The 15,179-nt window shown below is 60.1% G+C and carries 15 protein-coding genes; 8 read left to right on the forward strand and 7 right to left on the reverse strand.

Going from position 1 to position 15,179, the window contains the following annotated elements:
• Positions 1–289: 289 nt before the first annotated feature.
• Positions 290–1,381, reverse strand: a complete 1,092-nt coding sequence (ychF, locus tag ACJ8IP_RS01630) for a redox-regulated ATPase YchF (RefSeq protein ID WP_025302489.1) — start codon at positions 1,379–1,381, stop codon at positions 290–292.
• A 223-nt stretch (positions 1,382–1,604) separates the two neighbouring features.
• On the reverse strand, positions 1,605–2,195 hold the full coding sequence (gene pth / locus ACJ8IP_RS01635; protein ID WP_021504829.1) for an aminoacyl-tRNA hydrolase: 591 nt from the start codon (positions 2,193–2,195) through the stop codon (positions 1,605–1,607).
• 301 nt (positions 2,196–2,496) lie between these two features.
• Here pth and ychH point away from each other — a divergent pair, with 301 nt between their 5' ends.
• Positions 2,497–2,775, forward strand: a complete 279-nt coding sequence (gene ychH, locus ACJ8IP_RS01640; RefSeq protein ID WP_108680531.1) for a stress-induced protein YchH — start codon at positions 2,497–2,499, stop codon at positions 2,773–2,775.
• A 185-nt stretch (positions 2,776–2,960) separates the two neighbouring features.
• Here ychH and prs read toward each other — a convergent pair whose 3' ends face one another.
• From prs to lolB, 3 genes are all read right to left on the reverse strand, one after another.
• Entirely contained in the window at positions 2,961–3,908 is a 948-nt protein-coding gene (gene prs, locus ACJ8IP_RS01645; RefSeq protein ID WP_004941061.1) for a ribose-phosphate diphosphokinase, read from the reverse strand.
• A gap of 174 nt (positions 3,909–4,082) precedes the next feature.
• Positions 4,083–4,949, reverse strand: coding sequence for a 4-(cytidine 5'-diphospho)-2-C-methyl-D-erythritol kinase (gene ispE / locus ACJ8IP_RS01650; protein ID WP_187048813.1), 867 nt, complete (start codon positions 4,947–4,949; stop codon positions 4,083–4,085).
• Positions 4,946–5,569, reverse strand: coding sequence for a lipoprotein insertase outer membrane protein LolB (gene lolB / locus ACJ8IP_RS01655; RefSeq protein ID WP_025302493.1), 624 nt, complete (start codon positions 5,567–5,569; stop codon positions 4,946–4,948). The genes ispE and lolB overlap by 4 nt, the downstream gene beginning before the upstream one ends.
• A 468-nt stretch (positions 5,570–6,037) precedes the next feature.
• Between lolB and hemA the strand changes: the two genes are divergently transcribed.
• From hemA to kdsA, 6 genes are read left to right on the forward strand one after another with little or no spacing between them, the layout of a single operon-like run.
• The gene (hemA, locus tag ACJ8IP_RS01660; RefSeq protein WP_019454778.1) at positions 6,038–7,300 is read left to right on the forward strand and encodes a glutamyl-tRNA reductase; all 1,263 of its coding nucleotides are present in this window, start codon (positions 6,038–6,040) and stop codon (positions 7,298–7,300) included.
• 31 nt (positions 7,301–7,331) lie between these two features.
• On the forward strand, positions 7,332–8,417 hold the full coding sequence (gene prfA / locus ACJ8IP_RS01665; RefSeq protein ID WP_033652048.1) for a peptide chain release factor 1: 1,086 nt from the start codon (positions 7,332–7,334) through the stop codon (positions 8,415–8,417).
• Positions 8,417–9,250 carry a peptide chain release factor N(5)-glutamine methyltransferase gene (prmC, locus tag ACJ8IP_RS01670; protein ID WP_042784258.1) on the forward strand — a complete coding sequence of 278 codons (834 nt, stop codon included), beginning with the start codon at positions 8,417–8,419 and terminating at the stop codon, positions 9,248–9,250. The genes prfA and prmC overlap by 1 nt, the downstream gene beginning before the upstream one ends.
• A gap of 44 nt (positions 9,251–9,294) precedes the next feature.
• Positions 9,295–9,693: a SirB2 family protein gene (locus ACJ8IP_RS01675; RefSeq protein ID WP_033642758.1), complete on the forward strand. Its 399-nt coding sequence runs from the start codon at positions 9,295–9,297 to the stop codon at positions 9,691–9,693.
• Complete coding sequence (sirB1, locus tag ACJ8IP_RS01680) at positions 9,690–10,499, forward strand: invasion regulator SirB1 (RefSeq protein WP_033642759.1); 810 nt, start codon at positions 9,690–9,692, stop codon at positions 10,497–10,499. Before ACJ8IP_RS01675 ends, sirB1 begins: the two co-directional genes overlap by 4 nt.
• Before the next feature lie 58 nt (positions 10,500–10,557).
• Entirely contained in the window at positions 10,558–11,412 is an 855-nt protein-coding gene (kdsA, locus tag ACJ8IP_RS01685; protein WP_004941087.1) for a 3-deoxy-8-phosphooctulonate synthase, read from the forward strand.
• 47 nt (positions 11,413–11,459) lie between these two features.
• Here the strand turns inward: kdsA and dauA are convergent, their stop codons facing one another.
• On the reverse strand, positions 11,460–13,148 hold the full coding sequence (gene dauA, locus ACJ8IP_RS01690; protein ID WP_442524282.1) for a C4-dicarboxylic acid transporter DauA: 1,689 nt from the start codon (positions 13,146–13,148) through the stop codon (positions 11,460–11,462).
• Positions 13,149–13,380: 232 nt separating this feature from the next.
• Positions 13,381–13,866, reverse strand: coding sequence for a heme-degrading domain-containing protein (locus ACJ8IP_RS01695; RefSeq protein ID WP_193159956.1), 486 nt, complete (start codon positions 13,864–13,866; stop codon positions 13,381–13,383).
• 200 nt (positions 13,867–14,066) lie between these two features.
• Here ACJ8IP_RS01695 and ACJ8IP_RS01700 point away from each other — a divergent pair, with 200 nt between their 5' ends.
• Positions 14,067–15,167 (forward strand): GGDEF domain-containing protein, encoded by a 1,101-nt coding sequence (locus ACJ8IP_RS01700; RefSeq protein WP_273974333.1) that lies wholly within the window; start codon positions 14,067–14,069, stop codon positions 15,165–15,167.
• The last annotated feature ends 12 nt before the right edge of the window (positions 15,168–15,179 follow it).

Genomic DNA, 15,179 nt, shown 5'->3' on the forward strand with positions numbered 1-15,179 from the left:
CTTTAATAAGTGAGTAAACACTCATTATAAGACTGCAACGGAAGATGACAAGCTTTTTCCTGTAGGACAAAGTATCAACACGAGAGCCATTTTTCGTGCAGCGATGCGGATAATGCCGTCATGAAGGGCGTAATAAAACGTACGGCGAAGATCGTTCAGTGGGAAAGAACCGGGAGGGTGAGACAGCGTCCAGGTTGCCAAAACGCAGGCCCTGGAGACAAAAAAAATCCACGCCGAAACGTGGATTTTTCCGTTTCCGGCAGCGCAGAAAAGCGCTGCGGAGAGAGGCTTAGACGTTGAACAAGAAGTTCATTACGTCGCCGTCTTTGACGATGTAGTCTTTACCTTCGGAGCGCATTTTGCCGGCTTCTTTGGCGCCTTGCTCACCTTTGTAGGTGATGAAGTCGTCATAGGAGATGGTTTGGGCGCGGATAAAGCCTTTCTCGAAGTCGGTGTGGATCTTGCCGGCCGCCTGCGGGGCGGTGGCGCCCACCGGGATGGTCCAGGCGCGCACTTCTTTCACGCCGGCGGTGAAGTAGGTTTGCAGGTTCAGCAGTTCATAGCCGGCGCGGATCACGCGGTTCAGGCCCGGCTCTTCCAGGCCCAGTTCGGCCATGAACTCGTCACGCTCTTCGTCTTCCAGCTCGGCGATGTCGGATTCCACGGCGGCGCACACGGCGACCACCACGGAGCCTTCGGCGTCGGCGATTTTACGCACGGTGTCCAGGTACGGGTTGTTCTCGAAGCCGTCTTCGTTGACGTTGGCGATGTACATGGTCGGCTTCAGCGTCAGGAAGCTCAGGTATTTGATCGCCGCCTTGTCTTCATCGGTCAGATCCAGCGCGCGCAGCATGCCGGCGTTTTCCAGGTGCGGCAGGCATTTCTCCAGCGCCGCCAGCTCGGCTTTAGCGTCTTTGTCGCCGCCTTTGGCTTTCTTCTGCACGCGGTGGATGGCGCGCTCGCAGGTGTCCAGGTCGGACAGCGCCAGCTCGGTGTTGATCACGTCGATGTCTTCGGCCGGATCGACCTTGTTGTTGACGTGGATGATGTTGTCGTTTTCGAAGCAGCGCACTACGTGGCCGATGGCTTCGGTTTCGCGGATGTTGGTCAGGAACTGGTTGCCCAGGCCTTCACCTTTGGACGCGCCTTTCACCAGGCCGGCGATGTCGACGAATTCCATGGTGGTCGGCAGAATGCGCTGCGGCTTGACGATCTCGGCCAGCTTATCCAGACGCGGATCGGGCATCGGCACCACACCGGTGTTCGGTTCAATGGTGCAGAACGGGAAGTTGGCTGCTTCAATGCCCGCTTTGGTCAACGCGTTGAACAGGGTGGATTTGCCTACGTTAGGCAGGCCGACGATACCGCATTTGAATCCCATGTTGTAATCACCTTAAATATCTTAACTATCAGCCGGTTAGATTTAACCGACTGCATAAAGGGCAAAATAATGCCGCCATTATACACGTAATGGGCGTTTATCTCGATCAGACTTGTTTGGCGGGGCGATCCGCAGCAGGAGAGGAGACGCCGCGTGAGCGAGGAGACCTTCCACCCGCGTGGCTAAAAGCCGGCAGCGGGCAGGGCGCCCGCTGCGGCAAGGTTCAGGCTTGCGCCTTGAAGCTGTGCAGGCGCTGAACGGTTTTTTCCAGCCCGTCCTTCATCAGCATCTCGGTGCAGCGCAGCGATTCGTCGATCGCTTCGTCGATCATCTTCTGCTCGCTGGCCGGCGGCTTGCCGAGCACGAAGCCCACCACCTTGTTCTTGTCGCCCGGATGGCCGATGCCGATGCGCAGGCGATAGAAGTTCGGGTTGTTGCCGAACTTGTTTTGGATGTCTTTCAGGCCGTTGTGGCCGCCGTTGCCGCCGCCGAGCTTGATTTTGGCTACGCCGGGCGGCAGATCCAGCTCGTCGTGCGCCACCAGGATCTCGCTTGGTTCGATGCGGTAGAAGTTGGCCATCGCCAGCACCGCTTTGCCGCTCAGGTTCATGAAGGTGGTCGGCACCAGCAGGCGCACGTCGTTGCCCGCCAGGTTCAAACGGGCGGTATAACCGAAGAACTTGCTCTCTTCTTTCAGCTGCTGATTGTGGCGCTGGGCCAGCAGATCGACGTACCAGGCGCCGGCGTTGTGGCGCGTCTGGGCGTATTCCGCGCCCGGGTTAGCCAGGCCGACTATCAATTTAATACTGCTCACTGAGTGATTCGCTATGATCAGGGTAATGGAAAGGGAGTTAGTCTACCTGTCGGGGCGGCGAATGACAAAATCCGATCTCCGCCGTCGTCGCAGGTAACAAAGACGAATGATTCATTAGCTGAATAATTCAATTTGTCCGCTAATTTTCAGCCGTGTGTTAAGAAGTGTCAATAATTCTTTACCATTTGTGATCGCCTCCGCAATCCCCTTGCCGCAGCAAGGGCTATACTTAACTTATCAAAGTGGGTTAACAAGTTGCAGCGTTATCCCGGTTGGCACATGGCAATCATGGAGGTGGCATATGAAACGTAGAAACGCGGACAGAGTGGGCAACTTTTTTATGGGGCTGGGCCTGGTCGTGATGATCGGCGGCGTCGGATACTCCATTCTTGCTGAAGTATCGCAGTTCAATTTACCGCAATTTTTCGCCCACGGCGCCATCATGAGCATCTTCGTCGGCGCGCTGTTGTGGCTGGTGGGCGCGCGTATCGGCGGCCGCGAGCAGGTAGCGGATCGCTACTGGTGGGTAAAACACTTTGATAAACGGTGCCGCAACGATCAACATCGTTCGTCGCATTGATTAAAAAAGCAGAAGGGAAGCAAGAGCGGGGCAAGGGAACATCTGCCGTGCATTAAGGTTTGAGGTCATGTCGGACTACAAGTAGAAAACCCGTTGTTGCTCGCGCACCAACGGGTTTTTCTTTTTCTGCTGTCGGGCTCGCTATCTTTCCGGCGCAGTGGGCGCCGCACCGGAAAGACGACGAATCAATGCTCGAACATCGCAGAGATCGACTCTTCGTTGCTGATGCGGCGGATGGCTTCAGCCAGCATGCCGGACAGGGTCAGAGTGCGAACGTTTTTCAGTGCCTTGATTTCCGGCGACAGCGGAATGGTGTCGCAGACGATCACTTCATCAATCACCGAGTTCTTGATGTTGTCCACGGCGTTGCCGGAGAAGATCGGGTGCGTCGCGTAAGCGAATACGCGCTTGGCACCGCGTTCTTTCAACGCTTCAGCCGCTTTACACAAGGTGCCGCCGGTGTCGATCATGTCGTCGACCAGCACGCAATCGCGGCCTGCCACGTCACCGATGATGTGCATCACCTGAGAAACGTTCGCGCGCGGGCGACGTTTGTCGATGATGGCCATATCGGTGTCGTTCAGCAGTTTGGCGATAGCGCGGGCACGCACCACGCCGCCGATATCCGGAGAAACCACGATCGGGTTTTCCAGATTTTGCTGCAGCATGTCTTCCAGCAGGATCGGGCTGCCGAACACGTTGTCTACCGGTACGTCGAAGAAGCCTTGAATCTGCTCAGCATGCAGATCCACCGTCAGAACGCGGTCAACCCCTACGCTGGAGAGGAAATCGGCGACAACCTTGGCGGTGATTGGCACACGCGCGGAACGCACGCGGCGATCCTGGCGGGCATAGCCGAAGTAAGGGATAACGGCGGTAATACGACCTGCGGAGGCGCGACGCAGGGCGTCGACCATCACAACCAGTTCCATCAGGTTGTCGTTGGTCGGGGCACAGGTGGACTGGATGATGAAAATATCACCGCCGCGTACATTTTCGTTGATTTGCACGCTCACTTCGCCGTCGCTAAAACGACCTACAGCGGCGTCACCAAGGCTGGTGTACAAACGGTTGGCAATACGTTGTGCTAGTTCCGGGGTGGCGTTACCAGCAAAAAGCTTCATATCAGGCACGAGAAGAACCTCAGGCTTGCGTCCAGAGAAGATATTGTCATGCGACATCGCCAAGGGGCAGTCGGCGACGCCGGCGCAATATACATACGGGTATGTAAAACTAAAATTGAGACCGCAGGCAGCGCAGGGATAACAGGGCCAGGTGTGCATGACCCTGCGCAGCGAAACGTTGAGCTACGACTCAAACCGCCCGGAACGGATGCGATGTAGTGGGGAGACGTTAACGCCGCGCGCTACAAAACCACACAACCACTCCGGGGCTTGATTTAACACCTGACGGGCGGCGATTTCTGTGTCGAATTCAGCAAACACACAAGCACCTGTGCCAGTCAGGCGTGACGGGGCGTATTCTAACAGCCATGAAAGAAGCTGTTCAACCTCGCGAAAACGTTTTCTTGCGATCGGTTCGCAATCATTTGCGTACGGCGCCTGCAACAGCTCACTTAAGGAGCGAACCGGGGTGTTTCTTTTCAATTCGGCGTCGCCGAAGATAACCGGCGTCGGGATGCCGACGCCGGGATGCGCCACCAGATACCATTTTTCCTGCGGCTCGGCCGGCTGCAGGCGCTCGCCGATGCCTTCGGCGAAGGCGGCGTGGCCGCGCACGAACACCGGCACGTCGGCGCCGAGGCTGAGCCCCAGCTCTGCCAGTTGGTCGTCGCCAAGACCGCAGCGCCACAATTCGTTCAGCGCCACCAGCACGGTGGCGGCGTTGGAGGAACCGCCGCCCAAACCGCCGCCCATCGGCAGGCGTTTGTCGATGCTGATATCGGCGCCGCGCGGCGCGGTCTGCAGGCCGCGTTCATCGCAATAGCGTTGCAGCAGGCGGGCGGCGCGCACGATCAGGTTCTGCTCGTCCGGCACGCCCTCAACCGGCGTCAGCAGGTGAATGCGGTCGTCCTGGCGTGAGTCGATGGTCAGGGTGTCGCCGTAGTCCAAAAACTGGAACAGCGTCTGCAGCAGGTGATAGCCGTCTTCACGACGGCCGGTGATGTACAGAAACAGGTTGAGTTTCGCGGGGGAGGGCCACTGGCGGATCATTTGAGCGTCCAGTTATCCATCTTCAGCTTGATGCGCTGGTCGCCCTGCTGCAGCTCCAGGCGGTTCGGCAGCGTCGGCTGCACCTCGTTGCTGTAGCCCTGGTAATCCACTTTCCAGGTTTGGCCGCCTTGCTGGTAGGTCAGTTTGCTCAGACGATATTGGTCATCCAGCGCAAAATCGCTGGCTTCGCCCGGCAGACCGAGCATCCACTGGCGCAGGTTGTTCAGCGGGATCGCCATGCCGGTCAGCTTGCGGATCATCTCTTCCGGGTTGTCACTGACGTAGCGTTTGCCCTGGTTGTCGGTCAGCTGCACCACGTTTTTCTGCACGTTGAGATCCATTTCCGTACTGCCCAGCGGGTTGGTCAGCAGCAGGCGGTAGCGCTCCGGCGAGAACTGCTGCCAGAAGAAGCGGGCGTAGACTTTTTTCTGATCAGACAAGTAGGCGAAGGAGCCGCGGGTCTGATAGGTGCTGAGCTGTTGCACCGCCTGCTCATGGGCGCGCCACTGCGGTGAGGTTGGGCTGGTGGCCGGGCCGGTCGGCTTGGTGGTGGTACAGGCGGCCAGCACCAGGCTGGCCAGCGGGATCAGACGGAGCAAACTAACTTTGCGTATTGGCATAACTTTCTCTTGTCCTTTTGTCCTTGCGGGCATGCGCGACGAAACCCGGATTCAGCGCTCACGCTAACGGGGCGGCGGCGACGCGTCAATTTTTTGCTGCATCGCGTTGAATCTTGCCGCTTTTGCCGGCGCAATGCCAACCCGGCGCGCGCGTCGGGGTCGCCATTAAGATTAACACAATCGGCTGAAGGCGGGGGAGGCGCGCCCGATAAGCGGTGCCGGAGTTGCGCAAACGCCGCCGCTGCGTACGCCGAATAGCGTGCGCGTTATCGCAAACTGCGCTAAAATTTAAGCAATTAACCTACCCTATGACTATTTATCCTGCTGTATTTATTGCTTATTCATTAATTGATGTCATCTATGACAGCGATTGAACGGAAGATGCGGTTGTTACTTTTATTGATCCCGCGCATCAAGTAGAATGCCGTTCAACGAGAACCCGTACCAAGATAAGTATTACTCGAAGCAATGACCCTGCTGGCGTTAGGTATAAATCACAAAACCGCTCCGGTTTCTCTGCGTGAAAGGGTGACCTTCTCGCCAGAGTCCATCGATGAGGCGCTAACCAGCTTGCTCCAACAACCGTTGGTGCAGGGCGGCGTCGTGTTGTCCACCTGCAACCGCACCGAGCTGTACCTCAGCGTAGAGCAACAGGAACACATGCACGAGCAGCTGGTCGCCTGGCTGTGCGCGTACCACAACCTGCGCCCGGAAGAGGTGAAGAAAAGCCTGTACTGGCATCAGGGCAACGACGCGGTCAGCCATCTGATGCGGGTGGCCAGCGGGTTGGACTCTCTGGTGCTGGGCGAACCGCAGATCCTCGGCCAGGTGAAAAAGGCCTTCGCCGAGTCGCAACGCGGCCAGTCGCTGTCCGGCGAGCTGGAGCGGCTGTTCCAGAAATCCTTCTCCGTCGCCAAGCGCGTGCGCACCGAAACCGAAATCGGCGCCAGCGCGGTCTCCGTGGCTTTCGCCGCCTGTACGCTGGCGCGGCAGATCTTCGAATCGCTGGCCGATCTCAACGTATTGCTGGTGGGCGCCGGTGAAACCATCGAGCTGGTGGCGCGCCACCTGCGCGAACACAAAGTGCGGCACATGATCATCGCCAACCGCACCCGCGAGCGCGCGCAGCTGCTGGCGGACGAGGTCGGCGCTGAGGTGATCACCCTGCCGGAGATCGACGAACGCCTGGCGGACGCCGACATCATCATCAGTTCCACCGCCAGCCCGCTGCCGATCATCGGCAAGGGGATGGTGGAGCGCGCGCTGAAGGCGCGCCGCAACCAGCCGATGCTGCTGGTGGATATCGCCGTACCGCGCGATATCGAGCCGGAGGTCGGCAAACTGGCCAACGCCTATCTGTACAGCGTGGACGATCTGCACGCCATCATTCAAAGCAACCTGGCGCAGCGCAAAGCGGCGGCGGTGCAGGCGGAGTCGATCGTGCAGCAGGAAAGCACCAACTTCATGGCCTGGCTGCGTTCGCAGGGCGCGGTGGAAACCATCCGCGACTACCGTTCGCAGGCCGACCAGATCCGCGCAGAAATGGAGGCCAAAGCGCTGGCCGCCATCGCGCAGGGCGCCAACGTGGAGCAGGTTATTCACGAGCTGGCCCATAAACTGACCAACCGTCTTATTCATGCCCCCACCAAATCCCTCCAGCAGGCCGCCGGCGACGGCGACGTGGAGCGGTTGCAGTTATTACGCGACAGCCTCGGGCTGGATCAGCATTAGTTTTCTCTATTAACAGGGTTTATTACCACGCATGAAGCCTTCTATTGTTGCCAAACTGGAAGCGTTACAAGAGCGCCATGAAGAAGTGCAGGCGCTGCTCGGCGATGCCGGCGTCATCGCCGACCAGGACCGGTTCCGCGCGCTGTCGCGAGAATACGCGCAGCTGACCGACGTCAGCCGCTGCTTCCTGGAATGGCGTCAGGTGCAGGAGGATCTGGAGACGGCGGAAATGATGCTGGACGATCCGGAGATGCGCGAGATGGCGCAGGAAGAGCTGAAACAGGCGCGGGCGAGCAGCGAAGAGCTGGAACAGCAGCTGCAGGTGTTGCTGCTGCCGAAAGATCCGGATGATGAGCGCAGCTGCTTCCTCGAAGTGCGCGCCGGCACCGGCGGCGATGAGGCGGCGATCTTCGCCGGCGATCTGTTCCGCATGTACAGCCGTTACGCCGAAGGCCGCCGCTGGCGCGTCGAGGTGATGAGCGCCAACGAAGGCGAGCACGGCGGCTTCAAAGAAGTGATCGCCAAAGTTTCCGGCGACGGCGTGTACGGCCAGCTGAAGTTTGAATCCGGCGGCCACCGCGTGCAGCGCGTGCCGGAAACCGAATCCCAGGGGCGCATCCACACCTCCGCCTGCACCGTGGCGGTGATGCCGGAAGTGCCGGAAGCCGAGCTGCCGGACATCAACCCGGGCGATCTGAAAATCGACACCTTCCGCTCCTCCGGCGCTGGCGGCCAGCACGTTAACACCACCGACTCGGCGATCCGCATTACCCACCTGCCGACCGGCATCGTGGTGGAGTGCCAGGACGAACGTTCTCAGCACAAAAACAAAGCCAAGGCGATGTCGGTGCTGGGCGCGCGCATTCGCGCCGCCGAGATGGCCAAGCGCCAGCAGGCCGAGGCGTCCACTCGCCGCAACCTGCTTGGCAGCGGCGATCGTTCCGATCGCAACCGCACCTACAACTTCCCGCAGGGGCGGGTGACCGACCACCGCATCAACCTGACGCTTTACCGCCTGGACGAAGTGATGGAAGGTAAACTGGACATGCTGATCCAGCCGATCGTGCAGGAGTATCAGGCCGATCAGCTGGCTGCGCTGTCCGCCGAGCAAGAGTGATGGATTATCAACACTGGCTGAAAGCCGCCGCCGCGCGTTTGACCCACAGCGACAGCGCCCGGCGCGACGCGGAAATCCTGTTGGGTTTCGTGACCGGCAAGGCCAGAACCTTCCTGATGGCGTTCGGGGAAACCCAGCTGACGCCGCCGCAGCAACAGCAGCTGGAGACGCTGCTGGCGCGCCGCGAACGCGGTGAGCCGGTGGCCTATCTGGTGGGCGAGCGCGAGTTTTGGTCGCTGCCGCTGTCGGTCTCGCCCGCGACGCTGATCCCGCGCCCGGATACCGAATGCCTGGTGGAACTGGCGCTGGCGCGCCTGCCGCCGCACCCCTGCCACTTCCTCGATCTCGGCACCGGCACCGGCGCCATCGCGCTGGCGCTGGCCAGCGAGCGCCCGGATTGTTCGGCAATCGGCGTCGATGTGCAGCCGGACGCGGTCGCGCTGGCGCAGCACAATGCGCACAAGCTGAAGATCGACAACGTTCGATTTTTACAGGGCAGCTGGTTTGCGCCCGTGGCCGGGCAACGCTTTGCGCTGATCGCCAGCAATCCGCCCTATATCGACGCCGCCGATCCGCATTTGTCGCAGGGCGACGTGCGCTTCGAGCCGGGCAGCGCGCTGGTGGCCGCCGAGCACGGGCTGGCCGATCTGGCCGCCATCGTGCGCCAGGCGCCGCACTATCTGCAGCCACAGGGCTGGCTGCTGTTGGAACATGGTTGGCAGCAGGGTGAGAGCGTGCGCGCGCTGCTGCAGGCCGCCGGATTTTCCGCTGTCGCCACCCACCGTGATTACGGCGACAACGATCGTGTGACGCTCGGCCAATGGCCGGGATAAGCGCCCCTCATAATAACGACGTCCGGGCCATCTAAGGGAGCATCATGACTGCATACACCGCGTTGAAACATTTCCATTTGCTGACGGTCGCCATCAGTATTACCTTGTTTGTGCTGCGTTTTTACTGGCAGTGGCGCCGCTCGCCGATCGTGGGGCGCCGCTGGGTCAAGATAGCGCCGCACCTGAACGATACGCTGCTGTTCGTCAGCGGCATCGCGCTGGTGGTGACGTTCGGGTTTTATCCGCTGCTGGGTATGGACTCATGGCTGACCGAGAAGCTGTTTGGCGTTATTATCTATATCCTGCTTGGCTACGTCGCATTGGGCAAGAAGACCAAAAGTCAGCGGCTGCGAACCGTGGCGTTCGTGCTGGCGTTGGGCTGTCTGTATCTGATAATTAAACTTGCCACGACGAAAATACCGTTTCTGATGGGATACCTATGAGTAGCATTGCTGATTTTGAATTTAACACCTCGCCGCTGAGCGAAGGGGTGATCCTGGTGTCGCAGTCGGTAAGGCGTGATTTCCCCGCCGCCGACGTGGAGCGCAAGCTGCAACAGCTGGTGGACGAAGCGCGCGCGGCGGTGCCGGCCGACATCACACAGGAGCAGCAACTGGATGCGCTCATCGAACTGTTCTACAAAACCTGGGGATTCGGCGGCGCCAGCGGCGTCTATCGCCTGTCGGACGCCATCTGGCTGGATAAGGTGCTGGAGGGGCGGCAGGGCACGCCGGTTTCGCTCGGCACCATCTTCCTGCATATCGCCAACGCGCTGGATTTGCCGCTGCTGCCGGTGATTTTCCCCACTCAGCTGATCCTGCGCGCCGATTGGCTGGATGAAGAGCTGTGGCTGATCAACCCGCTGAACGGCGAAACCCTGAGCGAACACCAGCTGGAAGTGTGGATCAAGGGCAACCTGGGACTGGGCGCCGAGCTGGAAGACGACGATCTCGACGAATCCGAGAACATCATGGTGGTGCGCAAGATGCTGGATACGCTGAAGGCCGCCCTGATGGAAGAAAAGCAGTTGGAAATGGCGCTGCGCACCAGCGAAACGGTGCTGTGCTTCGATCCGGAAGATCCGTACGAGATCCGCGATCGCGGGCTGATTTACGCCCAGCTGGAGTGCAACCATATCGCGATTTCCGATCTCAACTATTTTGTCGAGCAGTGTCCTGAAGACCCGGTCAGCGAAGTGATCAAAGTGCAGATCCATTCGATTGAGCCGAAACAGGTGACGCTGCATTAATTCAATGACTCCGTGCAGTTTGCAAGGCGACGGTTACAACCTTAACAAAGGCGAAAGCATGAAACAGAAAGTGGTTAGCATTGGCGACATCGACGTAGCAAACGACCTGCCGTTTGTGCTGTTTGGCGGTATGAACGTGCTGGAATCGCGCGATCTGGCGATGAGCATCTGCGAGCACTACGTCACCGTGACGCAAAAACTGGGCATTCCTTACGTTTTCAAAGCCTCTTTCGACAAAGCCAACCGTTCTTCCATCCACTCGTACCGCGGTCCGGGCCTGGAAGAAGGGATGAAGATCTTCGAAGAGTTGAAGAAAACCTTCGGCGTGAAAATCATCACCGACGTTCACGAAGCGGCGCAGGCGCAGCCGGTTTCCGAAGTGGTTGACGTGATCCAACTGCCGGCCTTCCTGGCGCGTCAGACCGATCTGGTGGAAGCGATGGCGAAAACCGGCGCGGTAATCAACGTCAAGAAGCCGCAGTTCGTCAGCCCGGGGCAGATGGGCAACATCGTCGACAAATTCAAAGAAGGTGGCAACGACCAGGTGATCCTGTGCGATCGCGGCAGCAACTTTGGTTATGACAACCTGGTGGTCGACATGCTGGGCATCAACGTGATGAAGAACGTGACCGGCGGCCATCCGGTAATCTTCGACGTGACCCATGCGCTGCAGACCCGCGATCCGTTCGGCGCCGCGTCCGGCGGCCGTCGCGCTCAGGTGGCCGAGCTGGCGCGCGCCGGCATGGCGGTTGGCCTGGCAGGGCTGTTCCTCGAAGCGCACCCGGATCCGAACAACGCCAAGTGCGACGGCCCGTCCGCGCTGCCGCTGGACAAGCTGGAGCCGTTCCTGGCGCAGATGAAAGCCATCGACGACCTGGTGAAGAGCTTCCCGGAGCTGGATACCAGCAACTAAGCGCTCATCGCCAAAAAAAAAGCCCGACTCGTCGGGCTTTTTTACGTTTAGGCGCCGGTGTCCGCCAGCGCTTCCGGCAGCGTCGGGTAGAACTGCAGCCGGCCCTCGATCGGCTGCACCCGCGCGCGCGCCAGGGTTTTCAGCGGCTGGAACGGCACGTCGGTGATCACCAGCTTTTTATCCGCCGGCAGCGCGTCGATAAAGCGACGCAGGGCGCTCAGGCCGCCGGCGTCGAGCACCGGCACCGCATCCCATTGCAGCACGATCGTCCGATAGCCCTCGCTGCGCGCCAACAGTTCGGTAAAAATGCGCTCGGCGGCGGCGAAGAACAGCGGGCCGTTCACTCGCAGCACCAGGCGGCCATCGTCGGCGCTCAGTTCGCTTAGCCGCGTCATGCGGGCGATACGGCGCATAAACAGCAGCGATGCCAGCACGATGCCCACGGTAATGGCGATCACCATGTCGAACAGCACCGTCAGCGACATGCACAGCAGCAGCACCAAAATATCGTCCTTTGGCGCCCGGCGCAGCAGGTAAACCACCTTGTGGGCCTCACTCATGTTCCAGGCGACCATCAACAGCAGCGCCGCCATCGCCGCCAGCGGCAGATAAGAGAGCCACGGCGCCAGGACCAGCAGCGCCAGCAGCACCAGCAGCGCGTGGATGATGGCGGATACCGGCGAGGTGGCGCCGGCGCGCACGTTGGCGGCCGAACGGGCAATCGCGGCGGTCGCGGTGATGCCGCCGAAGAACGGCGCGATGATGTTGCCCGCGCCCTGGCCGATCAGTTCGCTGTTCGAGTTATGCTTCTTGCCGGTCATGCCGTCGAGCACCACCGCGCACAGCAGCGATTCGATCGCCCCGAGCATCGCCATCGAAAACGCCGCCGGCAGCAGGGCGGAGACGGTTTGCCAACTGAGGCTGAACGGCTGCCCGCCGCCGCCCGGCAGATCCCAGGGCAGCAGCAGCTGCGGCAAGATAGGCGGGATGCCCTGGCCGCTGCTGCCGTCGGCCAGCAGGTAGCTGAAACGGGAGCCGATGGTCGCCACCGGGTGGTCAAACAGCGTCAGCAGCCCCATCAGCGCAGTGCCCGCCAGCAGCGCCGGCAGGTGACCGGGCACGCGCAGGCCGAGTTTGGGCCAGAAGATCAGGATCAAGAGCGTCACCGCGCCGATCAGGGTATCGCCGAGATCCAACGTCGGCAGCGCCTGCAGCAGGGCGTACAGCTTGCCGACGTAGTTTTCCGGCGTGTGCGCCAGCTGCAGACCGAAAAAGTCCTTAATCTGCATGGTGGCGATGGTGATGGCGATACCGGAGGTAAAACCGAGCGTCACCGGCAGCGGAATGTACTCGATCAGCCGGCCAAAGCGCGCCAGCCCCATCAGCAGCAGAAATACCCCGGAGATCAACGTGGCGACCAGCAGGCCGGCCAGGCCGAACTGCTGCGAGACCGGATAGAGGATCACCACGAAGGCGGCGGTGGGGCCGGAGACGCTGTAGCGCGAACCGCCGCTGACGGCGATGACGATACCGGCGATGGCGGCGGTATACAGGCCATACTGCGGCGGCACGCCGCTGGCGATCGCCAGCGCCATCGCCAGCGGAATGGCGATAATGCCGACCGTCACCCCGGCGATGGCGTCTTTCAGCAACCGCGCCAGGCTATAAGGTTCCCGCCAGCAGGCGTCTATCAGCGCGCTGAAGGGGCGAATTTTGTTTATTTCATGGGCTTTCATCTACGGTGCGTACCAAATCTTCAAAAGTGAAAGGAATGGCGGGCCCGATGAGGTCCGTCTTGTCACGTGACTGATACCATACGCCTTTTGCTCAGCGGATTACCAGACCTGTATCAATTTGGCGCAGGAAATCAAAGAGTCGCCGTTTTATCCGGCGCTAAATGCCGCTGATGAGTAAGTCAGCCGCAGAATCTGCGGCTGAAAAGGAAGTGAACAATCAAGATTTTGACGGTTAATGCGGGGTGGGCAGGGATAAGCCGAGAAAATGGGCTAAAGTGCTCACCAGCAGCTGATGATCTTCTTTCTGCGGCGCGCCGGAAATGCTGATGCTGCCGACGCAGCCGAGGCCGGTCAGGGTGAGCGGAAAGGCGCCGCCGTGCACCGAATAGTCGCGCACGCTCAGCCCGTAACGCTCCTCCAGCGACGTTTGGCGCTGCTGCAGGCGCAGGCCGATAGCGTAAGAGCTTTTGTGAAAATGGTTCACCAGGTTGCGCTTGCGCCGCACCCAGTCGGCGATATCCGGCGTGGCGCCCGGCATGGCGTAATAAAACAGCGTTTGCCCGGCCAGCTGGATCTCGATGGCGATGCTCAGGCCGCGCCGCTCGGCGGCGGTTTTCAGCGCCGCGCCCAGTTCCCAGGCGGTCGCGGCGTCAAAATGCGCAAACGCCAGCGTCGCTTCCTGTTCGCTGAGTGCGTGCAGTTCATCGTCGATATTCATGCGGTTCTCCCCAGATAACCCAAAGCACAGAGTAGCCTGAAGCGTTCGCGATGAGATAGACGGCTTAGCGATAAGATAGAACTGCTACTCTATTAATAGACCGTGTAAAATGGCCGCCGCCGAAGCGGAGACGACAGGGATGCGTTATTCAACGTCTGCATATTACCCCCTGGCGACACCGAGGAGCGCGCTGACTATTTATGACTTACATTGCGTCCATTTCCACCCTTTACAGCGACGCCTGCATCACCTACGCCACGCTGTCGATAAGCTATTTCCTGCTCAGCAAGAATGCCCCGTTTTCTTATCAATCCGTACGGTGGAAGCGCATCATTTTCGGCCTGCTGGCCGGCGTGGCAGCGCTGTACTTAAGCCAGGACCGCCTGGAGCTGACCGATAAGGTTCACTACAGCTTTGCGATGATCCCGATGATTTTGGTGACGTTCTTCGGCGGCGGCGTCAGCGGGCTGGTAAGCTTTCTGTTCGCTATGGCACTGACCGGCGGCTTCACCGTCGATAACCTGTTCATCGCCTCGATCGTCGCGCCGCTGCTGCTGTCGCGGGTGTGGCTGAAGAAATCCCATCGGGTGTTTTACCTGACGATCGGCGTCATCGCGTTGTATCGTATCGTTGTGGTGTGGCTGTTGGTGGACCTGAGCGGGCTGTGGCCGGATGTGTTGCTGTACCAGGCGGCTTCGGCGCTCTGTCTGGCGATTTGCTATCATGCGCTGAATTTCAAAGAGCGCCACATCTACGCCTATTTCGCGATGCGCGCGCGCGCCACGACCGACAGCGTGACCCACATCAACAACCGCGCCAGCGTCGATTATCACCTGATGCTGCAGCGCGCCGAACGTCGCCCGTGCGGGCTGATGATCCTCGATTTGGATAACTTCAAAAACATCAACGACACTTACGGTCACCCGGCCGGCGACGTGCTGCTGGCGAGCGTGGGGCGGCTGTTGCAAAACAGCGTGCGCAATGAGGACTTTGTCGGGCGCTACGGCGGCGAAGAGTTTATGGTGATCACCGCCAGCTACGATCCGCAGGTGATCGGCGGGGTGGCCGAGCGCATTCGCAGCGCGGTGGAAAGCTCGACGTTCTTGCTGAATGCGCACGACGAAGCGCACATCACAATGTCCATCGGTGTGTCGCTGTATCTGCCTGGCATGATGCTGGACAAGGCGATCGCCATGACCGACGAGGCCTTGTATGAGGCGAAGCGCAGCGGCAAAAACCGGGTGGTGACCAGCCGCGTGATGCAGCTGGCGCCGCTGGGCGCCGGATTCCCGCGCGAGTAAGCTGCCCCCGCC

It is taken from the genome of Serratia sp. CY52157 (assembly GCF_052168495.1).
GTDB lineage: Bacteria > Pseudomonadota > Gammaproteobacteria > Enterobacterales > Enterobacteriaceae > Serratia > Serratia ureilytica.